The sequence below is a fragment of the Streptomyces sp. NPDC126499 genome (assembly GCF_040302485.1).
In the GTDB taxonomy this organism is placed as follows: Bacteria; Actinomycetota; Actinomycetes; order Streptomycetales; family Streptomycetaceae; genus Streptomyces.
This window is the reverse complement of record NZ_JBEOUO010000013.1, coordinates 46,307-66,173: the sequence shown is the minus strand read 5'-3', so window position 1 is coordinate 66,173 and position 19,867 is coordinate 46,307. Positions and strand designations below refer to the sequence as shown.

The 19,867-nt window shown below is 73.3% G+C and carries 17 protein-coding genes; 4 read left to right on the top strand and 13 right to left on the bottom strand.

Annotated features, from left to right (window positions below):
* Positions 1 to 103 precede the first annotated feature (103 nt).
* The 9 genes from ABTZ91_RS20545 to ABTZ91_RS20505 form a co-directional block, all read right to left on the bottom strand.
* Positions 104 to 1,357 carry an MFS transporter gene (locus ABTZ91_RS20545; protein WP_352078615.1) on the bottom strand — a complete coding sequence of 418 codons (1,254 nt, stop codon included), beginning with the start codon at positions 1,355 to 1,357 and terminating at the stop codon, positions 104 to 106.
* Positions 1,354 to 1,929 (bottom strand): hypothetical protein, encoded by a 576-nt coding sequence (locus ABTZ91_RS20540; RefSeq protein WP_352078614.1) that lies wholly within the window; start codon positions 1,927 to 1,929, stop codon positions 1,354 to 1,356. The genes ABTZ91_RS20545 and ABTZ91_RS20540 overlap by 4 nt, the downstream gene beginning before the upstream one ends.
* Positions 1,930 to 1,985: 56 nt before the next feature.
* The gene (locus ABTZ91_RS20535) at positions 1,986 to 3,212 is read right to left on the bottom strand and encodes a hypothetical protein (RefSeq protein ID WP_352078613.1); all 1,227 of its coding nucleotides are present in this window, start codon (positions 3,210 to 3,212) and stop codon (positions 1,986 to 1,988) included.
* Positions 3,213 to 3,304: 92 nt separating this feature from the next.
* Positions 3,305 to 3,457 carry a hypothetical protein gene (locus ABTZ91_RS20530; protein ID WP_352078612.1) on the bottom strand — a complete coding sequence of 51 codons (153 nt, stop codon included), beginning with the start codon at positions 3,455 to 3,457 and terminating at the stop codon, positions 3,305 to 3,307.
* Between the two features lie 295 nt (positions 3,458 to 3,752).
* Positions 3,753 to 4,751, bottom strand: a complete 999-nt coding sequence (locus tag ABTZ91_RS20525) for a TerC/Alx family metal homeostasis membrane protein (protein ID WP_352078611.1) — start codon at positions 4,749 to 4,751, stop codon at positions 3,753 to 3,755.
* Between the two features lie 219 nt (positions 4,752 to 4,970).
* Positions 4,971 to 6,833, bottom strand: a complete 1,863-nt coding sequence (locus ABTZ91_RS20520) for a TerD family protein (protein WP_352078610.1) — start codon at positions 6,831 to 6,833, stop codon at positions 4,971 to 4,973.
* A gap of 39 nt (positions 6,834 to 6,872) precedes the next feature.
* Complete coding sequence (locus ABTZ91_RS20515; RefSeq protein WP_352078609.1) at positions 6,873 to 7,451, bottom strand: TerD family protein; 579 nt, start codon at positions 7,449 to 7,451, stop codon at positions 6,873 to 6,875.
* 175 nt (positions 7,452 to 7,626) lie between these two features.
* Positions 7,627 to 9,759, bottom strand: a complete 2,133-nt coding sequence (gene uvrB, locus ABTZ91_RS20510) for an excinuclease ABC subunit UvrB (protein ID WP_352078608.1) — start codon at positions 9,757 to 9,759, stop codon at positions 7,627 to 7,629.
* A 78-nt stretch (positions 9,760 to 9,837) separates the two neighbouring features.
* Entirely contained in the window at positions 9,838 to 10,743 is a 906-nt protein-coding gene (locus tag ABTZ91_RS20505) for an MHYT domain-containing protein (RefSeq protein ID WP_352078607.1), read from the bottom strand.
* A 155-nt stretch (positions 10,744 to 10,898) separates the two neighbouring features.
* Between ABTZ91_RS20505 and ABTZ91_RS20500 the strand changes: the two genes are divergently transcribed.
* A complete protein-coding gene (locus ABTZ91_RS20500; RefSeq protein WP_352078606.1) occupies positions 10,899 to 11,462 on the top strand; it encodes a methylated-DNA--[protein]-cysteine S-methyltransferase in 564 nt (187 codons plus the stop codon).
* 145 nt (positions 11,463 to 11,607) lie between these two features.
* Entirely contained in the window at positions 11,608 to 12,852 is a 1,245-nt protein-coding gene (locus ABTZ91_RS20495; protein WP_352078754.1) for an MFS transporter, read from the top strand.
* A 57-nt stretch (positions 12,853 to 12,909) separates the two neighbouring features.
* Here the strand turns inward: ABTZ91_RS20495 and ABTZ91_RS20490 are convergent, their stop codons facing one another.
* The 4 genes from ABTZ91_RS20490 to ABTZ91_RS20475 form a co-directional block, all read right to left on the bottom strand.
* Entirely contained in the window at positions 12,910 to 13,923 is a 1,014-nt protein-coding gene (locus tag ABTZ91_RS20490; protein ID WP_352078605.1) for a hypothetical protein, read from the bottom strand.
* Positions 13,920 to 15,287: an MFS transporter gene (locus ABTZ91_RS20485; protein ID WP_352078604.1), complete on the bottom strand. Its 1,368-nt coding sequence runs from the start codon at positions 15,285 to 15,287 to the stop codon at positions 13,920 to 13,922. The genes ABTZ91_RS20490 and ABTZ91_RS20485 overlap by 4 nt, the downstream gene beginning before the upstream one ends.
* Positions 15,287 to 16,624, bottom strand: a complete 1,338-nt coding sequence (locus tag ABTZ91_RS20480; protein WP_352078603.1) for a discoidin domain-containing protein — start codon at positions 16,622 to 16,624, stop codon at positions 15,287 to 15,289. Before ABTZ91_RS20480 ends, ABTZ91_RS20485 begins: the two co-directional genes overlap by 1 nt.
* A gap of 384 nt (positions 16,625 to 17,008) precedes the next feature.
* Positions 17,009 to 17,365 (bottom strand): cupin domain-containing protein, encoded by a 357-nt coding sequence (locus ABTZ91_RS20475; protein ID WP_352078602.1) that lies wholly within the window; start codon positions 17,363 to 17,365, stop codon positions 17,009 to 17,011.
* Between the two features lie 387 nt (positions 17,366 to 17,752).
* Here ABTZ91_RS20475 and ABTZ91_RS20470 point away from each other — a divergent pair, with 387 nt between their 5' ends.
* Both ABTZ91_RS20470 and ABTZ91_RS20465 read left to right on the top strand, forming a co-directional pair.
* A complete protein-coding gene (locus tag ABTZ91_RS20470; protein WP_352078601.1) occupies positions 17,753 to 18,607 on the top strand; it encodes a hypothetical protein in 855 nt (284 codons plus the stop codon).
* Between the two features lie 229 nt (positions 18,608 to 18,836).
* Positions 18,837 to 19,820, top strand: coding sequence for a hypothetical protein (locus ABTZ91_RS20465; RefSeq protein ID WP_352078600.1), 984 nt, complete (start codon positions 18,837 to 18,839; stop codon positions 19,818 to 19,820).
* Positions 19,821 to 19,867: the final 47 nt, after the last annotated feature.

Sequence of the window (19,867 nt, the reverse complement as noted above, 5' to 3'; positions counted from 1 at the left end):
ACGGACCACGGGCGGAGAGGGGCGGGGAACGGCGGGGAGCAGGGCCGCGGTGACGGGGGCCGGGTCCTCCCCCCGCGTACGTCCCGCCCGGCCGCCCCGCCGGTCAGGAGGGGCGGCGGCTGCCGCTCATCGCCACCGCCGGGATGACCGCGAGGGCGAGGGCTCCGGCGGCCGCCGCCAGGACCGGGTATCCGCTGCCGCCCATCACCAGCCCCGAGGCCATGCCGCCGGTCGCGCCCGCCACGGACATGCCCACGTCCGCGAGGCCCTGCGTCGCGGCCCGGTTCTCGGCGGGCGCGGCGTCCGTGAGCATGGCCGTGCCGCCGAGCAGTGCCAGGTTCCAGCCGACTCCGAGCAGGATCAGGGCGCAGGCCAGGAGCGGGGTGGAGGACGGCGGGGCGAGGCCCGCGAGCAGGCCCGCGCTCAGCAGGACGGCTCCGGCCGCGGCGGCGACCCGCCGGCCGCCGATCCGGTCGGCGAGCAGGCCGCTCAGCGGTGACGGCAGGAACATCGCGCCCACGTGCAGGGCGATGACCAGCCCCACCGCCTGCGTGGTGTGGCCGTGCGCGGCCATGTGGACGGGCGTCATGGTCATCACGGCGATCATCACGAGCTGCGCGGTGATCATCACGGTGGCGCCGGTGACGACACCGGGGGCGGGACGCCCGGTACCGCGCGCGCCGGCGCGGGCGGATCCGGGTTCCTGGGGCGGGGTCGGAGGCAGCGGGTCCGGGCGCAGTGGGTCCGGGCGCAGCCACACCACCAGGACGAGCGCGGCGGCCACGTACGCCACGGCGGCCAGGAGGAAGGGGCCGGTCAGGCCCGGCAGCCCCAGGGTGCCGGCGAGGGCGCCGGTGGGCCCGGTCAGGTTCGGCCCCACGACCGCGCCCAGGGTCATGGCGAACAGGACGGTTCCGGCGGCCCGGCCGCGTCGCTCGGGCGGGGCGAGGTCGGCGCCCGCGTAGCGCGCCAGGAGCCCGGTGACCGTACCCGCCCCGTACACGAAGAGGGCGGCCAGGAGCAGGACGGGCCAGCGCGCCGCGGCCCCCGCGACCACGCCCGCGCTGCCCAGTGCGGCGATCCCATTGCCGAGCGCCAGTCCCGCGCGGCGTCCGAAGCGCTGGCTGACGCGTCCGAGGACCGCCGCTCCGAGGGCCGCGCCGATGGTGTACAGCGCGGCCGGCAGTCCGGCCAGGCTGGTCGAGCCGAGCAGGTCCTGGGCGAGCAGCGCGCCGACCGTGATGCCGGCGGCCATGCCCGCGCCGCCGAGCGTCTGCGAGACGCCGAGCACCGTCAGGGCACGGCGCTGTTCCGGGGAGAATCCCGCCGCCGTGGCCGAGGGGGCCGTCCGGGTCACACGTGATCCCGCACGCGGGCCGCCGGACCGTCGGGCGTGGGCGCCTCACCGGCCGGGCCGGCTATCTCCTCCAGCGACATGCGCAGTTCGTCGTGCAGGAACCGCACGATCGTCCAGTGCGGCAGGGCGTCGGCGTCGAACGGGCCGAACGCGGCCGTGTAGAGAGGGAGCCAGCGCAGGGCCTCCTCGGCGGCTGCCTCCCGTCCGGGTGCTTCCTGGTAGGCGTCGTAGGAGATGCTCCGGTGGTGGATGAAGTGGCCGCCGGGCAGCCGCTGTTCGCACAGTTCGCGGTACTCGCGCGTCTGCAGGATGAGGTAGTGCCATATCTCGTCGATGTCCTGCTCGACGGGCAGGAAGAGGCCGCCGAGCCGGTCGGGGTGGCGGGAGACGAGGTAGAGGTAGCGCAGGCACTCGCGGACCTGGTGGCGCACGACGGCCGCGGAGGGGGCGTCCGGCTTCGCCGTGAAGTGCCGCACCACCTCCTCGTGCAGCGCCGGGCCGAGCAGCTCCTCGGCGGTGGGCGCCCGCTCGGCGACGCGGTCCGAGGGGGCAGGGGCGGCGGACGGGGGCATGGGGCTCCTTCGGGTCGTCGTCGGGCGCGTGGGGTCAGGACGCGCGGCGCGCGGGGTCAGGACGGGTCGGGCATGCTCAGCCAGGCGTACTTTCCGGAGCGCCCGATGGGCAGGGAGGTGCGGTGCTCCACCTGGCAGACCGCTCCGGTCAGGGCGCCGACGGACGCGGCCAGCTCGGCCGTCTCGTCGGCCGTGAGCGGCGCGTCGTCGAAGGTCGTGTACGACAGGCGGCACCCGCCTTCGTCGGCCAGGTGCAGCCGGTGCAGGAAGACACGGCGGGAGACCCCGGTGATACGGGCGTCCAGGTCGGCCTGCGACACGGGTCCTTCGCGGGTGCGCAGCAGTTCCTTCTCCCGCCCGCAGAAGGAGACGATCTCCTCCGGGTCGGCGCTGCCGTCCCGCGTGCGGACGCAGTCACCGGACCGGTAGCGGACCAGCGGCATGTAGGGGTTGCGGACGCTGGTGACGATGAGGCTGTGGATGCCGCTGCCCGGTTCCACCGGGATCAGCTCGACGCTCATGTCCTGCAGGTAGGGCCGGTAGCGGCCTTCGGCGTCGCTGTAGAAGAGGTAGCCGAGTTCGGTGCTGCCGAAGAGGTCGACCACCGGGCAGTCGAAGTGGGCGCGCAGGTGGGCGCGGACGTTCGACGGCGTGTACTCGTAGGCGTGGACGATGCCGGCCGGGCGGGGAAAGCCGTCCCACAGGTCCCAGGCGGAGACTTTGCGGACCAGGTGCGCCAAGTGGTAACCGGAACAGTCCAGCAGATAGGCGCCGTCGGGGTGGGCGGCGGCGACCTCACGGATCTCGGCGAGCATGCGCTCGACCTCGTCGCGGTCCCAGTCGGCCGGGTCGAGGCGGCGGTTGAGATACAGCGTGCGGTCGTCGAGCCAGCGTTCGCCGGGGGTGGTGCCGGGCTTGCGGGCGTTCACGCGGGCCACGTGCTCGGTGGCGAGGACGGTGGTCAGTGAGACCCGCCGGGCGCCGGCGTGCCACGAGGCGCCGAGATCGGGGTGCTCGCTCCACAGGCGGTAGTACGAGCGGAGCAGGAAGTAGGGCGGCCGGATGAGCTGCATGCGGGCGTGGTTGGTACCGGTGGAGAGAACGAACTCGGCTTCTCCCGCCTCCAGTGCGCGGGCCAGCTCGGGAGTCATCCAGTTGTCGGGGAAGCCCCGGGCTATCTCCGGCTTCTCCAGGATCGGGAAGTGACCGCGCTCGACGGAGGCACGGTAGATCGGGATGTCGCGCACCTTGTCCAGGACATCGGCACTCGGCAGGCGCTTCACGGCAGCTCTCCGGGGCGGGTCGACGGCGGGCGGGGCGAGCCGGAGCCGCCGGCGCGGCGACGGCCGCGCCGGCAGCGTGGGGCATCAGAGGGTCAGGAGATGCAGCCGCTCTTGGGGGCGGCGCTGATGCACCCGCTCTTGGGAGTGGCGCTGATGCACCCGTCCTTCGCGGACTGGGCGGAGTTGGCGGCGACCCACTTGCGCCACACGGACTCCTCCGTCATGCGCTTGATGAGCTGATCCATGGTGAAACCTCCTGAGATCGAAGAGACGGGACGCACGTTCGTCAAGAGATGGTTTTGTGATGATCATCCATCGGCATCGAAGGTAAAGAGATGGTCAATCGACCGTCAAGGGTTGGCTTGCCGATTGGCCTGAAGTGCACCTCACGCACGAACGGAGTCCGACGTCCCGCCGAACGCCGAGGCGGCGGACCCTCACGGCGTCGCATGGAGCTCGCCCTGAGGATCCGCCGCCTGGTCTTCGCAGCGGTCTCTTCTGTTGTCGCGGTCAGCGGCGCCGGTCGCCCGGCGGGGACCCTCAGGCCTCGACGCCCTCGCGGTCCGCCTCCGCCGCCTTCTCGGCCGCCTCGCGCTCCGCCTGCTTCTTCGACGCGATCAGGCTGGTGATCGTGGTGATGATCAGGACGCCGCAGATGACCGTGAGGGAGAACGGGATGGAGATCTCGGGGACGTGCACCCCGGACTCGTGCAGGGCGTGCAGGACCAGCTTCACGCCGATGAAGCCGAGGATCACCGACAGGCCGTAGCTCAGGTGGACCAGCTTCTTGAGCAGGCCGCCGATCAGGAAGTACAGCTGCCGCAGACCCATCAGGGCGAAGGCGTTGGCGGTGAAGACGATGTACGGGTCCTGGGTGAGGCCGAAGATCGCCGGGATGGAGTCGAGGGCGAACAGCACGTCGGTGGTGCCGATCGCCAGCATGACGACCATCAGCGGGGTCAGCACCCGCTTGCCGTTGTTACGGATGAAGAGCTTCGTGCCGTGGTAGCGGTCGGCGACGCCGAACTTCTTCTCGATGGACTTCAGGAGACGGTTCTCCTCGAACTCCTCTTCCTCCTCGCCGGAGCGCGCCTCCTGGATGAGCTTCCAGGCGGTGTAGATCAGGAACGCGCCGAACAGGTAGAAGACCCAGGAGAAGCTGGCGATGATCGCCGCGCCCGCCGCGATGAAGATCGCGCGGAGCACCAGGGCGATCAGCACACCGATGAGCAGCACGCGCTGCTGGAGGTGGGACGGCACCGAGAACTTCGCCATGATCAGGACGAAGACGAAGAGGTTGTCCACACTGAGCGACTTCTCGGTGATGAAGCCGGCGAAGAACTCTCCGGAGGCCTGCGTGTTGCCGAACACCAGCAGGCCGAGGCCGAACAGCACGGCCAGGACGATCCAGACGACCGTCCAGATTCCGGCTTCCTTCACCGACACGTCATGGGGCTTGCGCCCGATGAAGAAGTCGATGGCGATCAGGGCGCTCAGACCGAGAATGGTCAGCACCCACAGAGTTGTCGAAACGTCCACTGCGCCTCCGGCGTCGTACGGCTGTGGAACAGCCTTGTCGTTGCCGGAGGTCTCTTCCACCCGGGGGACGGCCGGGCCGACGCCCCGGGATCAGGTGTCCGACCTGTCCGTATTGACGGGTGCGCCGCGCATGGGGAGTACTCCCCTCCGTGCCGAGAACATTACCCGAAGAACCAAGGAAAGGTAAAGGGAAGGGTAAAGCACGCCCAAAACAGCAGGTCAGAGCCGGTCCTGTCCCCATTGCCGCCGCGCGTCGGCCACCTGTGCGAGGACCTGCCGCAGCACCCCGCTCCCCGCCGGGAAGACCGGCGGCTCGTACGTCCACGCGTGGCCGACCCACGGATCGGCCAGGTGGTCGTCCGCCACAGGGGTGAGCCGCGTCAGCGAACGCCACAGCGGATCGAGGACCGGCCCGTACGCCGCCGCGTCCGCCCGGTCGGCGACCATCAGCAGATGGGTGCCGACGGCCGGTCCCTCGTCGGCGAGGTAGCGCAGCTGGGTGACCGCGCGGTCGTCGAAGCCGTGCGGGAAGTCGTGCACGATCAGCAGCTGCTGGGCCGTGTCCAGCCCCGGCGGCAGATCGTCGGACGCACCGCCCCCGAGCGCCATCTGCAACAGGTCGACCCGCTCGGTGAGCCCGTTCAGGACGGCCGACACGCCGGCCGCGCCCGCCGCCGGCGGGGCCTGGAGCACGCCCGACTCCACCAGCGGCGCGAAGGCCGTCGCGCCCGCACCCGCCGCGTCGATGATCTGCACCCGGAAGCGGTCCACCGGGTGCACGGCGAGCAGCCGCACCGCGTGCGCGACGGCCGCGTCCAGGGCCAGCCGGCGCAGCTCGGCCCCGTCGAGCAGCGCGGCCGCCTCGGAGTGGCCGCGCCCGCTGTCCACCCAGAGCCCCCTGGCCAGCGGCAGCCGGGCCAGGAAGGGGATGCGCAGCCCCGTCCGCTCCGGGAGGTGGAGGTCGCCCAGACGGACCGCCATCGGCGCCTCCATGGGGACCCGGTAGCCCTGCCACACCGGGCTGTCCCAGCGGGCGTAGGCGGCGGGCAGGGCGGGCTCGACCACCTCGGACTCGGCGGTGAGCTGCGCGAGGTCGCGGTCCAGCGCCTCCTGGGCGCGGGCGGTGAGCTCGTCGTGCCGGGCCTTGGCCGCGGCCCGGGCGGCGTCCCCCGCGCCGCCGATCCTGCTCCGGGGATCCGACAGGACCCGGTCGAGCTCCTGGTCGAGGCGGGACTCGGCGAACTGGCAGGCGCTGCGGTACGCGGCCGTCGTGCGGGCCAGGTCCTCGAACATGCCCCACACCTGGTTGTAGAGCCGCTCGTCCATCGACCAGCCGCTCGCGTCGCCCGCGACGGGGGCCGGGGCCGTGGCGGGCGCCGGGTCCCGGGGCGGCGGCGGGGCCGCCTCGGGGGCCGCGGGGCGGCGGCTCGGGTGGGTGTAGTCGACGGGCCCGCCGCCCGCGGCGGGGGCGGGCTGCCGGATCCGGTCGGCGTCCGGGACGCGCGGGGGCGGGGCGGCGACCGAGCGGGACAGCCCCTGGGCGACGGCCTCCAGGATGGTGCCCGCGAGTTCCGCCGGGCGGGTCAGGCCCTGGTCGGCGAGGAGGGCGGCGAGCCCGCCCTCGTACCCCTGCCCCACGGCCCGGACCTTCCAGGCGCCCTGACGGCGGTAGAGCTCCAGGGCCACGACGGCGGACTCACGGTCGAGTCCGGTGATCGTGTAGTCGGCGATGCCCGTGCCGTCCGGCGCCGTGACCGTGACGACGGGGGCGGCGCTGGCGCCGAACCGGACCGGGCCGTCCGCGCCGACGGGCAGGGCGAGGAGGACGAAGACCCGGTGGACCGTGTCCCGTACCGCCTCCAGGTCGACCGCGAGCCGGTGCCGGACGGCGGCCTGCCGGGGCACCTCGACCCCGGGCAGCGCGGCGGCACCCGGGTGGGCGACGGCCTCGGCGCCGGGGACGCGGCCCTGGTCGTCGCCGAGGGTGGCCGCGGCGACGACCGGATGACCGGCCGAGACCCGGATCTCCAGGCGGGTGTGGGGCAGGGGGTGGTTCTGCCCCCGGACCAGCTCGGCGGTCATGGGCTTTCCGTCTCTCCGTGACGATGAACCGGGATGGGCTTACAGCACCGGGAAGATCGAGGGCATCAGGTCCTGGAAGGTGCGGCCGTTGGCCGGGTTGCCCAGGGCCGTCATCTGCCAGCCGGAGCCTGCCCGGTGCACCTTCGCCATGATCTGCGCCGTGTACTGGCCGCCGCCGTCGAGGGTGTAGCGGGCGAGCTCCTGGCCGTTGGTCTCGTCCACGAGGCGGCAGAACGCGTTCTGCACCTCCTGGAAGGTCTGGCCGGTGAAGGAGTTCACCGTGAAGACGATCTGGTCGATGTGGACCGGGACCCGCTGGAGGTCGACGAGGATCGACTCGTCGTCGCCGCCCTGGCCGGCGCCGCCGACCAGGTTGTCGCCGGTGTGGCGGACGGAACCGTCGTCGCTGACCAGGTGGCGGAAGAAGACCACGTCCACGGGCTGCTTGTCGGCGAAGAGGACGGCGGAGGCGTCGAGGTCCACCTCACGGGTGCGCGAGCCGAACAGGCCGCGGCGGGGCGCCGCCTTCCAGCCGAGGCCCATCCGCACGGAGGTCAGGCTTCCCCCGTCCTTCTTCTCCAGGTTGATGGCCTGTCCCTTGGTCATGTTGACCGTCACGCGCTGCCCCTCTCATCGGTGTGATCAGCACCCTACGCAGGGGCACTGACAACGTGCCCGGAGCGGCCCGGTTTTGTGTCGGTCTTGCAACACACCGGGCCACGCCGGACCGGCAGACCGGGCCGCGCCGGACCGGCACACCGGGCCGCCGCACCGGGGCCGCCGGCGGCAGCCGTCAGGCCAGGCCCGCCTCCTTCATCTGGCGCAGCTCCTTCTTCAGCTCCGCCACCTCGTCCCGCAGCCGGGCGGCGACCTCGAACTGCAGCTCGGCGGCGGCCGCCTTCATGCGGTCGGTCATCTCCTCGATGATCCCGGCCAGTTCGGTCGCCGGACGGTCGCCGAGCTCGACGGTGGATCCGGCCTTCGCGCCCCTGCCCTTGGGTGCGTGGGCGGCCAGCGAGGGCACCGGGGCCTTGGCGCCCTTGCCGTCCTTCGCGCTGCGGTAGCCGGTGCCGAGGAGCTGCTCGGTGTCGATCTCCTCGCGCGCGATGGTGGCGACGATGTCGTTGATCTTCTTGCGCAGCGGCTGCGGGTCGATCCCGTGCGCCTTGTTGTAGGCGACCTGCTTCTCGCGGCGGCGGTTGGTCTCGTCGATGGCCTGGGCCATCGCCGGGGTGACGGTGTCCGCGTACATGTGGACCTGGCCGGAGACGTTTCGGGCGGCGCGGCCGATGGTCTGGATGAGCGAGGTGCCGGAGCGCAGGAAGCCCTGCTTGTCGGCGTCGAGGATGGCGACCAGGGAGACCTCGGGCAGGTCGAGGCCCTCGCGGAGCAGGTTGATGCCGACCAGGACGTCGTACTCGCCGGCGCGCAGCTCGCGCAGCAGCTCGATCCGGCGCAGGGTGTCGACGTCGCTGTGCAGATAGCGGACCTGGATGCCGAGCTCCAGGAAGTAGTCGGTGAGGTCCTCGGCCATCTTCTTGGTGAGGGTGGTGACCAGGACCCGCTCGTCGCGCTCGGTGCGCAACCGGATCTCGTGCACCAGGTCGTCGATCTGGCCCTCGGTCGGCTTGACGACGACCTCCGGGTCGACGAGTCCGGTCGGGCGGATGATCTGCTCGACGAAGCCGTCGGAGCGGGACAGCTCGTAGGTGCCGGGGGTGGCGGAGAGGTAGACGGTCTGGCCGATGCGCTCCTGGAACTCCTCCCACTTCAGCGGGCGGTTGTCGAGTGCGGAGGGCAGGCGGAAGCCGTGGTCGACGAGGGTGCGCTTGCGGGAGGCGTCGCCCTCGTACATGGCGCCGATCTGCGGCACGGTCACGTGCGACTCGTCGATGACGAGCAGGAAGTCCTCGGGGAAGTAGTCGAGGAGGGTGTTGGGCGGGGAGCCGGGCTCGCGGCCGTCGAAGTGCATCGAGTAGTTCTCGATGCCGGAGCAGGAGCCGATCTGCCGCATCATCTCGATGTCGTACGTGGTCCGCATGCGCAGCCGCTGGGCCTCCAGCATCTTGCCCTGCTTCTCCAGCTCCTTGAGGCGCTGGTCGAGCTCGCGCTCGATGTCGTTGACGGCGCGCTCCATGCGCTCGGGTCCGGCGACGTAGTGGCTGGCGGGGAAGACGTACAGCTGCTCGTCGTCGCTGATGACCTCGCCGGTGAGCGGGTGCAGGGTGGAGAGCGCCTCGATCTCGTCGCCGAACATCTCGATGCGGACGGCGAGCTCCTCGTAGACCGGGAAGATCTCGATGGTGTCGCCGCGGACGCGGAAGGTGCCACGGGTGAAGGCGAGGTCGTTGCGGGTGTACTGGATGTCGACGAAGCGGCGCAGCAGCTGGTCGCGGTCGATCTCGTCGCCGACCTTGAGGGAGACCATCCGGTCGACGTACTCCTGCGGGGTGCCGAGGCCGTAGATGCAGGAGACGGAGGCGACCACGACGACGTCGCGCCGGGTGAGCAGCGAGTTGGTGGCGGAGTGGCGCAGCCGCTCGACCTCCTCGTTGATGGAGGAGTCCTTCTCGATGTAGGTGTCCGACTGCGGGACGTACGCCTCGGGCTGGTAGTAGTCGTAGTACGAGACGAAGTACTCGACCGCGTTGTTCGGCAGGAGCTCGCGGAACTCGTTCGCCAGCTGGGCGGCCAGTGTCTTGTTCGGCGCCATCACCAGGGTGGGACGCTGGAGCTTCTCGATCATCCAGGCGGTGGTCGCCGACTTGCCGGTGCCGGTGGCGCCGAGCAGGACGACGTCCTTCTCGCCGGCGCGGATGCGCCGGTCGAGCTCGGCGATGGCCGCCGGCTGGTCACCGCTGGGCTGGTAGGGGCTGACGACCTCGAAGGGCGCCACCGTACGTTCGATCTTGGAAACGGGCCGCATGCAACCACCGTACGACCCGGCACCGACAGTCGGGGGGTGATCGGCCCGCCGCCGTCACGGCGCGGGCCGGTCCGGGCCTCACCAGTCCTGCGTGCGATAGGTGTCGCGGTAGGCGCCCCTGCGGCCGGAGCGGGTGGCGGGGCGCGCCGACCAGTTCGCGGGCTCGCCGTAGGCCGAGGTACGGCGCTGGGTGGGCAGGCCGGGGAGACCGTGGCCGTGGCCGCCGCGCGCGGCGGGCCGCTGCCAGTCCGGCTCGCCCATGACGAGCAGCGGGTCGAACATGACCACGACGGCGGCGAGCACCAGGAAGACGGCCGGGCCGATCAGCATGGGCAGCAGCAGCGAGGTGGCGGTGTCGCCGGTGCCGGGGGCGGGCGTGCCGTGCAGGGTGACGTCGACGGCCGCCATGGCGGTGTAGTGCATGCCGCTGACGGCGAGCCCCATCACCATGCTGGCGCCGAGGCTGGCGAGGAAGCCGTGGACGGAGACGGCGGCCCAGAGGGAGGCGGTGGCGGCCACGACGGCGATGACGACGGACAGGGCGACGGTGAGGGTGTCGTACTGGATGTCGCCGTGCAGGCGCATGCCGGCCATGCCCAGATAGTGCATGGTGGCGACGCCGAGGCCGGTGATGGTCCCGCCGGTGACGAGGGTGAGCGGTGTCGCGCCGCGGTAGCCGACGATGAAGATGCCGATGCCGACCATGACGACGGCGACGCCCAGGCTGGCGAAGGTGATGGGCCGGTCGTAGCTGATCGGGGCCTGGTGGACGGTGAAGCCCATCATGGCGATGAAGTGCATGGTCCAGATGCCGGTGCCGATGGAGGTGGCGCCGAGCGCCAGCCAGCCCGCCTTGAAGGTGTCCTGGTGGCGCAGCGACCTGGTGGTGCAGCGCAGTCCCAGCGCCCCGCCGAGGCAGGCCATGAGGAAGGCGGCCACCGGCGTGACCAGTCCGTAGCTGAATCCGTCGACCGTGCCCTGCATGAGCGTCGTCCTCCACCCCTGGTGCAACGTCGTCCGAAAACAGTCGGTACCGCTGAGTAGTGCTATCGGATTATGGCGCCCGGCGAGGCCCGGCGGCCATGCCGTCCGGGAATTGGCCTGCCCCTTTGTCAGTGGCGGGTCGTACGGTGATCTGCATGGAGCGGGAGAAGCCGGAGACGGAGCCGACGGCGGGGCGGGTGGAGTGGGCGGTGGTGCCCAGCGACATCGGTCCCCTGCTGCTGGCCGCGACGGACCGGGGTCTGGTGAGCGTGGCCTTCCACGCCGACGAGCGGGGACGGGAGCGGGCGCTCGGGCGGCTGGCCGGCGCGTTCGGCGGGGCGCTCGTGGAGAGCGCGTCGGGCCGGCTCGCCGGGCCGATACGGCAGGTGGGGGCCTATTTCGACGGGAGCCTCCGACGCTTCGATGTCAAGTTGGACTGGTCGCTGGTGACCGGATTCAACCGTCAGGTGCTGCGCGAGCTGGCGGGCACCGTCCCGTACGGGACGGTGGTGGGGTACGGGGAGCTGGCCCGCCGGGTCGGGCAGCCGACGGCCGCGCAGGCGGTCGGCGCGGCGATGGGGTCCAATCCGCTGCCGCTGGTGGTGCCGTGCCACCGGGTGGTCGAGAGCGACGGCGGGATCGGCGGCTTCGGCGGCGGGCTGGAGACCAAGCGGAGGCTGCTCGCCCTGGAGGGAGTGCTGCCGGAGCCGCTGTTCTGAGCCGGACGGCCTGCCGGGGGGCGTCCGCGAGGGGCGGCCGAACGGCGCACTCGGCGTTCCCCGGTCGAGGGTGGACTGGCACTATGTGTAAGTGACCAAGGCCCCTGACGCTCCTGACGGCCCCGGCGCGCTCCAGTCGACCGCGATATCCATACCCGGCTCCCCCGCCGGGCTTCCCGCCGTGCGGCGCCGCATCCAGGCGGTGCTGATCGCCACGCAGATCCTCGGCGGGCTCGGCATCGCCATCGGGTTCGCGCTCGCCGCGGTCCTCGCCAAGGAGGTCAGCGGTACGGAGGCGCTGTCGGGGCTCGCGTCGACGGCCGCGGTCGCGGGACCCGCCCTCCTGGCGATGCCGCTCGCCGCCCTGATGGCCCGCCGAGGGCGGCGGGCCGGACTGGTCCTCGCGTATCTCGTCGGCGCCGTCGGTGCGGGCGTCGCCGTCCTCGGCGCCGACCTCGGCGACTTCCCGCTGCTCCTGGCGGGCCTGGTCGGCTTCGGCGCCGGTTCCTCGGCCAACCTCGCCGCCCGGTTCGCCGCCGCCGACCTCGCCGAGCCGGACCGGCGGGCGCGGGCCATCTCCACGGTCGTGTGGGCCACCACGATCGGGGCCGTCCTCGGCCCCAACATCGCCGCTCCGGCCGGCGAGAGCGTGGCCGGTCTCGGTATCCCGGCCGCGGCCGGGCCGTTCGTCTGGGCGGCGGGCGTGTTCGTGGCCGCCGCCGTCATGGTGGCGCTGCTGCTGCGCCCCGACCCGCTGCTGACCGCCCGGGCGCTGGCCGCGCCCGCGGAGGCGGAGACGGCCGACGGCCGGTCCCTGAAGGCCGGGTTGCGGGCGGTACGGGAGTCCTCCCGGGCCCGGCTCGCCCTGGTCACGGTGGCCGGCTCGCACACCGCGATGGTGTCGATCATGTCGATGACCCCGGTCGCGCTCGCCCACCACGGGGCGGACATCCGGCTGATCGGTCTGGTGATCAGCGGGCACATCGCGGGCATGTACGCCTTCTCGCCCGTGATGGGCTGGCTGTCCGACCGGCTCGGGCGGCTCACGGTGATCGGCCTCGCCGTGGCGCTGACCGCGGTGGCGGCCCTGCTCGCGGGCACGGCCGGTCCACGCCACGGCCAGGTCGCCCTCGGGCTCTTCGTCCTGGGCCTCGGCTGGTCGGCGGGGCTCGTCTCCGGCTCGGCCCTGCTGACCGACTCCGTCCCCCAGGCGGCCAGGGCCGCCGTCCAGGGACTCTCGGACTTCACCATGAACACCTGTGCGGGGCTCGGCGGGCTCGCGGCCGGACTGATCGTCGCCCAGGCGGGATACGGGTGGCTGAACGTCGTGGGGGCGGGCCTGCTGGTGGTGGCGCTGCTGGCGGTACGGGGAGTGGGGCGGCGGGGCTGAGCGGGGGTGCGAAGGATCCGATATCCAACATCCCGGATCCGCCACACACCCCGGCCCTCACCGCGGCACCGCCGGTGAGGTCGCTCCGGCCAGAACCCGGCGCGGGGCTCCCGTGCCGTCGGCCGGCACGCTCCACACCGCTCCCTCGTGGGCGTAGGACAGGGTGCCGGGACCGGTCCAGGCGGCCTGGTCGTCTATCGAGCGCGCTTCGGCGAGCGGGTGCTCGCGGAGGGTGGCGAGGTCGAGGACGTGCAGCCGCCAGGGTGCGCGGGTGTCCTTGGAGACCTTCTTCTTGTAGGCGATCCGGGTGCCGTCCGGGGAGAGCGACGGACATTCGACGTTCTCCTTGAGGGCGCGCGCCTTCCAGGCCCGCAGGTCGCCCTCGACGAGATGGGTGCGCCCCTGGGTGGCGACGGTGGCGTAGAAGCGGTTGTCGTCGCGGGCGAAGCTGACGCCCCAGTAGTTGACGTCGGGGGCGTGGTGGCGGCGCCCGTCGAGGGTGAGCGGGATCTGCTCGATGTTCTTGATCAGATAGCCGGTGCGCAGGTCGAGGACCGAGGTCCGGGTGGAGAACGCGGCGGTGGCGTAGGAGTCGCCGGTCGCGAAGGTGGTCCAGGCGAGCACCCGGCCGGAGGCGGAGACGCGGGCCCGGTTGGGGATGCCGGGCAGGCTCATCCTGCGCAGTTCGCGCAGCCGCCGGTCCAGGACGATCACGTACGAGCGGGCCGGCACCCCGGGGCGCAGCTGGAGGCAGAGCGCGGTGCCCCCGGCGGCGTGGAAGCGCTCGCAGCGCGGTCCGAGCGCGAGACGGCCCCCGGGCGCGGACGGCTCCTCGCGGGCGACACGCCCGCTCGCGGTGTCGCGGAACCAGAGGGCGCCCGCGGGCCCGTCGAGGGTGAAGCCCTCGTCGGCGGCCGGGGCGCCTGGTCGGTCGGCGGCGGTCGGGGCGCCGGGGCGGTCGGCGGCCCGCAGGGTGTACGCGGTGGCCCCGCCGGCGAGCAGCAGCACGCCGAGGACGAGCGCCCAGAGGCGACGCCGGGTCGGGCCGCTCGCCATGGTGCTTTCGGTCATGACGGTTCCCTTTCGCGAGACGGCGGGGACGGATCGGCGGGCTCGGACGCCCGGGACACCCCGGCCGGCTCCGCCACCCCGGCCGGGAACAGACGTACGGCGCAGCACAGGGCCGTCGCGAGCCCCGCCACGGCGAGGGCGAGCGCGGTCGTCGGCCCCCACAGGGTCCACGCGGCGCCGAAGCCGGTCGCGGCGGCCACCTTGGCGAGTGCCTGCGCCGTCTGGACGAGGGCGAGCCCGCTCGCCCGCCGCGCGGGCGGGAGCAGCGGGCCGGTGAGCGCCATCAGGACCCCGTCCGTGGCCGCGTAGAACACCCCGATCAGCACCGGGACGCCGACGAGGAGGACGGGGCCCGGCACCGGGGCGAGGAGCAGTGCGAGGGCCAGGAGCAGGGCCCCGTGCCCGTACAGGAAGGGACGCCGGCGGCCGATGCGGTCGGCGAGCCGCCCGGCCGGTACGGCGAGCAGCAGATAGACGGCCGACGCGCCGAGCGGCAGGAACGGGAACCAGGTGGCGGCCAGTTCGGTCCGGTGCTGGAGCAGCAGGTAGAGGAAGGCGTCGCCGACGGTGACCGCGCCGAGGAGGGCCGCGCCGAGCGTGACCCGGCGCACTCCGGGCAGCCGGAGCGGCGCCGTGAGCTCGCGCCAGGTGGCACGCGGCCGCGCCGGCGCACCGGCCCCACCCCCACCTCTGCCCCTGCCACCGCCTCCGCTCCCGTCCGCCGTGCCGTCCGCTCCCCGGCGTCCCCCGGGGACGAGGACGACGAGGAGAAGCACGCCGAGCAGCCCCGTGCAGAAGCTGACGACGAAGACGGCGTCGTACGCGTCGGCGGTGGCCCACAGCAGCGCGAAGGCGGCCAGGGGACCCAGGAGCGCGCCGATGGTGTCCATGGCGCGGTGGACGCCGAAGGCGCGGCCGAGGCCGTCGGACGGGCTGTCGAGGGTGATGAGGGCGTCGCGCGGGGCGGTCCTGATGCCCTTGCCGAGCCGGTCGGCGGCGAGCGCGGTGGCGATCCAGCCGGCCGCGCCGCCCGCGAGGAGCAGGCCGAGCCGGGAGCAGGCGGACAGGGCGTAGCCGATTCCGGCGACTTGCTTGTGGTGGCCGCCCCGGTCGGCGGCGTGGCCGCCGGCGAGCCGTACGAGGGCGGTGGCCCCGTTGAAGAGCCCGTCGAGGAAGCCGAACTGAAGGGGCGTGAGGCCGAGGCCGAGCACAAGATAGAGCGGCAGGACGGCCGTGACCATCTCGGAGGACACGTCGGTGACCAGGCTGACCGTGCCGAGGGCGAGGACGGTGCCGGAGACGCGCCGCCGCGCCCCCGAGGGGGCGGGCGGCACGCTCGGGCGACCGGTGGTCGCGAGGTACATCAGTGGCAGGTGTAGGTCGGGGCGGCGTCCTTGACCCGGCCGTCGGTGCCGACGTACTGCCAGGTGTAGGTGGTGTCGGTGAAGTCCAGCTTCAGCACCCCGTACGAACCGCTGATCCGCTTCTGGCTGTGGGGCTGGACGGTCTCGATGGGGTACGGCTCGGCGCCGCCCATGCCGCCGACGATCTCGACGATCCCGTCGGGGGTGGCCCTGCCGTCCGGGTCCTGCGGGGCGAAGCGCTCGTAGTGGTGGTCGTGCCCGTTGAGGACGAGGTCGGCCTTGGCGGCGTAGAGGATCCGCCAGACGGGCTGGGAGACGGGGTCGTTGCCGTGGCCGCCCGAGGAGTAGAGGGGGTGGTGGAAGTAGGCGGCGACGCAGCCCTTGGTGGTGCGGGCGAGGTCGTCCTTCAGCCACTGGATCTGGGCGGGGTCGTCGAAGGAGTTGGAGTCGAGGGCGATGAAGTGCCAGTTGCCCTCGTCGTAGCTGTAGTAGGGCTTGCCCGCGGGGTAGGCGAGCGCGCCGAAGTACGCCTTGTAGCCGGCGAGCGGGCCGGCCGGGTCGTAGGTCTCGTGGTTGCCGGGCGCGGGCCGCGTCCTGGCCTTGAAGGCGCCCCAGGTCTTGTCGTAGTAGTTCCGGAAGTCGGACAGCCGGGCGTCGTCGTACTGGTTGTCGCCCATCGTCAGATAGAACTTCGGGTTGATCCGCTGGGCCTGCGCGGCGGTCTTCGGGTGGGCGCAGGAGCTGCTGGAGGCGGTGCACTGGGCGGCGATGTCGCCGGCGGCGACGACGGTGAAGGAGCCGGTCGTGGGCGGCGGGGTGGTGCCGTCGGCGATTCCGTACACCTCTACTTCGTAGAGGGAGTAGCCGTACGAGGTGCCGCGGGCGGTTCCGTGGACGCGGAGGTGGCGGCCCTTGCCGGTGAGTCCGGTCCAGTCGTCGGTGCCGCCGTTGCCGGCGGTCTCGGTGGCGAGCGTGGTCCAGGTGGCGCCGTCGGCGGAGATCTCGACGCGGTAGGCCTTGGCGTAGGCGGCCTCCCAGGAGAGGCGGACGCGCGAGACGGAGGCGGTGGTGCCGAGGTCGACGCGGATCCACTGGGGGTCGGAGCCCTCGGCGCTGGCCCAGCGGGTGGCGGGGTTGCCGTCGAAGGCCTTGTCGGGGGTGAGGGTGGAGTCCTCGTTCGAGGACGAGGTGGCGGGCTTGCCGCGGGACAGGAGCGGGTCGGCGGCGTCGGCGCGGCCGGGCGGGGCGATCAGCAGGCCGCCGGTGAGGAGCAGCACGGCGGCGAGGAGGAGGGTCAGGACGGGGCGGTGCGGTGGGGTTGAGGCGTGCGGGCGCATACCTGTGACTCCCTTGCCTGGGAAGGACGAGAGCTGGGCACCGGTGCGGGCAGCGCGGCCCGGTCCGCCGGCGTCGGGCGCCGAAGGGCGTGCCGCGGTGCGTGGCGGCCGGGTCAGAGCTCTCACTGAGCGCGTCACGCCCGCGCCCCGAGGGCGTCGGGGAACGGGCGCCGCGCCAAGCCGCCGCCCGGGATGCTAGCTGATAGGAAAGTTTCCTACCAGACTCTCGGCTCGGCTCGTCCCGAAGGGAACCAGAGACCTTTCCGGTCCCTGGGAGGCTGCCGGCCCCGGAGGCCGATGGCCTCGGAAGGCTGCCGGCCTCAGAGACCGATGGCCCCGGAAGGCTGCCGGCCTCGGACCGATGGCCTCAGAAGGCTGCCGGCTTCAGAGGCTGATGTGGTACGCCTTGCGCAGGGTCTCGTGCACCGTCCACGTGGTGCGGTCGCCCTCCCGCAGCACGCAGGCGTCGCCGGGACCGAGCTCCAGGGTGTCGCCGCCCTCGACGGCGACCGTGGCACGGCCGCTGACGACGACGAACAGCTCGTTCGCCTCGGTGTCGGTGACCACCCCGGGGGTGATCTGCCAGATGCCGCGGATCTGCTTGCCGTCGGCGGACTCCCACAGGACCTTGCCGGTCACCTCGGGGCTGCCGGAGAGGACCTGAGCGGGGTCGAGCGGCTCGGGCTCGAGGTCGGCGTCGGGGATGTGGACGGCGAAGGAGGGCTGCGCGTGTGTGGTCATGGGCGGTGACTGTAGCGGGGGCATGCGGGCGGGGGCCGGGGTGGGACCTCGTGGGAGACGGCCCCGGCCCCGCGCCCCGCATCCGGCCCCCGGCCCCGCGCCGCGCGTCCGGGGCCGGGCCTCGCGCCCCCGCGCCCCGCACCCCCGCTCGCGCCCCCGCACCCCGGACCCGCGCCCCGCGCCTTGCGCCCCGCGCCGAAAACCGTGCTCCGCGCGGGCGTCGGCGGCGGAGGTCTCCGCTGGTCGGAGGCGGCGCCTTTGGTGCGCCCAATGTTGGTCCGCGGGATTGCGCCGCGCCCTCTGTCAGGTGGGGCGCGGGACCGTCACACTCCCCTCGGAGCTGCTCGTTCTTCCCGCTCCTCCCCCCACTTCGGACAGGAGAGTGCGATGACCCCCACCCATGTCCGCGTCGCCGTCCTCGGCGCCGCCGCACTGCTGGCCGCCGCCACCACCGCCCCCGCCGCCTCGGCCTCGTCGGCCTCCGCCGGTCAGCCGGGGCCCGGGTCCGCGCCCGGCGCCGCGTACAAAGCCGCCCACGACACCCTCGGGCCGCAGTACCTGACGGCCGCCCAGCGCCGGCTCGCCGACGCCAAGCAGGCCGAGGCGGCCAGAACGTACGAGCGGGTGCGCACGCTCGGCGCCTCGGGCGCGCTCGCCGGGTACAAGCTGTCCGGCGGCATCCACCAGTCGCAGAAGACCTCCTACTGGTGCGGCCCGGCCGCCCTCGTGATCGCCCAGTCGGCCCACGACGAGGTCGGCGGCCGCTCGCAGCAGGACGCGGCGACGCTGCTCAAGACGAACACCAACGGCACCGCCTGGTACGGCATCAACATCAACGTGCCGAACCCGACCGGATACCCGATGGCCGACGCGCTCAACCACCGGCTGCCCGGCGCCGGTTACGTACCGAAGGCGTTGCCCTACACCCCGACCGCCACCGACAAGACCAACTTCAAGCAGCACATCACGCACAACACCGACTACGACTACGCGATCGCGGGCAACGCCTGGGAGGTGCCGGGTGGTCCGCACCTCGTGGGGCACCCCAACATCGAGATCTTCCACTGGGTGGCGATCGACGGCTACAACACCGACACCGCCGCCGGGCAGGTCAACTACCTCGACCCGGTGGGCGGGGTGAGCACCAGCGTCATCTCGTGGGCCGGGTCCGTACCGAAGTCGGCGCACATCTCCTCCGACACGATCACCACCATCATGGGCGGCCGTGGCTACGTCTGGTAGGCACGTCCGCTGCCTTCTCCTGGCGGGTGTCCTCCTCGTGGGGTGCTCGCCGGGAGTCGGCGGCCCGGCGTCCACGGGCGCCCCGACCGGCACCGCGACGGGTCCCGCCCACGCCGCCCCCTCGGCCACTCCCCCGGCCGCCCCCTCGGCCGCTCTTCCGGGCACTGCCTCGGGCTCCGCGTCGGCCACCGCGCCGAGCCCCGCCCCGGCGCGCGGCGGAGCCTGTGAGGTGCCGCTGCCCGCCGCGTGGCGGGGCGCGTTCGCCGCCGGCGCGTACCGGCCGCCGGCCGGAGAGCGCCCGGTGCTCGCGGACACGGGGCCCGGCTGGACCGCGCTCCAGCTCACCGGTGCGCAAGGACGCCGGGCCGTCCTCGTCCGCCGGGGCGAGACGTCACCGCGGACGCTGCTGCGGTTCGCCGATCCCGTCGAGCACCAGCTGCTCGCCGCCGACTTCGACGGCCACCGCTGGGCCGCCTTCGCCGTCCTCGAGGGCCGGACGCTCGACAGCGCGTGGAGCCTGTACGTGTGGGACGCGGCGACCGGCGAGGCCCGGCGCCTCGCCCGCGCCGACCGGCCGGGGCCGCTGCCCCGGCCCGTCGTCCACGACGGCACCGTGCTGTGGGCACAGGGCGCGGGGGCGGGGAAGGCGACCGTGTTCGCCGCTCCCGCGGGCGGCGGGCACGCGCGCGCGTGGCACACGGGCGTCCTCGACACGCCGTTCGCGGCGGGCGGCCTGCTGGTGTGGCGGGAGGCCGCCGGTGACCGGACACGGGCGGCGGCCGTCTCCCTCGAGGGCGGGCGGCCGGCCGCGCTGCCCCCGCCGATCGCCGCCCTGCGCGACATCCGCTCCCTCGTCTCCGACGGCACCACGTGGGCGTGGGTGGCGGGCGAGACCGCGCCGCGGCTGATGGTGTGGCGCACGGGCGAGGCCCGGCCGTCCGCCGCCGTGACGGCCTCGCCCGCCGCCGACGGCATGGACCAGCTGCGGATCGCGGGCCGCCTGGTCACCTGGCGCACGCCGGAGACCTCCTACGCCCTGGACCTCGCCTCGGGCGCGTACACCGCGATCACCCCGCCCTACGGGTACGCCGCCGCCGCGGGGAACGCGTTGGCGGTCGCGTACAGCCTCGGGAACGCCAAGACGGCCGGCGCGCGCCCCGTGATCCAGGTGGTGGACGCGGCCCGGCTGCCCCGGCTGCCGCGCTGTGGCTGATGTCGGCCGTCGAGGTTTGCGGGGGCGGTGGGTGCGCCAGAGATCCA

Coding starts and splice junctions, on each gene's coding strand:
- ABTZ91_RS20540 (WP_352078614.1), bottom strand. CDS start 1,929: ATGCCCCCGTCCGCCGCCCCTGCCCCCTCGGACCGCGTCGCCGAGCGG.
- ABTZ91_RS20530 (WP_352078612.1), bottom strand. CDS start 3,457: ATGGATCAGCTCATCAAGCGCATGACGGAGGAGTCCGTGTGGCGCAAG.
- ABTZ91_RS20520 (WP_352078610.1), bottom strand. CDS start 6,833: ATGACCGCCGAGCTGGTCCGGGGGCAGAACCACCCCCTGCCCCACACC.
- uvrB (WP_352078608.1), bottom strand. CDS start 9,759: ATGCGGCCCGTTTCCAAGATCGAACGTACGGTGGCGCCCTTCGAGGTC.
- ABTZ91_RS20505 (WP_352078607.1), bottom strand. CDS start 10,743: ATGCAGGGCACGGTCGACGGATTCAGCTACGGACTGGTCACGCCGGTG.
- ABTZ91_RS20500 (WP_352078606.1), top strand. CDS start 10,899: ATGGAGCGGGAGAAGCCGGAGACGGAGCCGACGGCGGGGCGGGTGGAG.
- ABTZ91_RS20490 (WP_352078605.1), bottom strand. CDS start 13,923: ATGACCGAAAGCACCATGGCGAGCGGCCCGACCCGGCGTCGCCTCTGG.
- ABTZ91_RS20485 (WP_352078604.1), bottom strand. CDS start 15,287: ATGTACCTCGCGACCACCGGTCGCCCGAGCGTGCCGCCCGCCCCCTCG.
- ABTZ91_RS20480 (WP_352078603.1), bottom strand. CDS start 16,624: ATGCGCCCGCACGCCTCAACCCCACCGCACCGCCCCGTCCTGACCCTC.
- ABTZ91_RS20475 (WP_352078602.1), bottom strand. CDS start 17,365: ATGACCACACACGCGCAGCCCTCCTTCGCCGTCCACATCCCCGACGCC.
- ABTZ91_RS20470 (WP_352078601.1), top strand. CDS start 17,753: ATGACCCCCACCCATGTCCGCGTCGCCGTCCTCGGCGCCGCCGCACTG.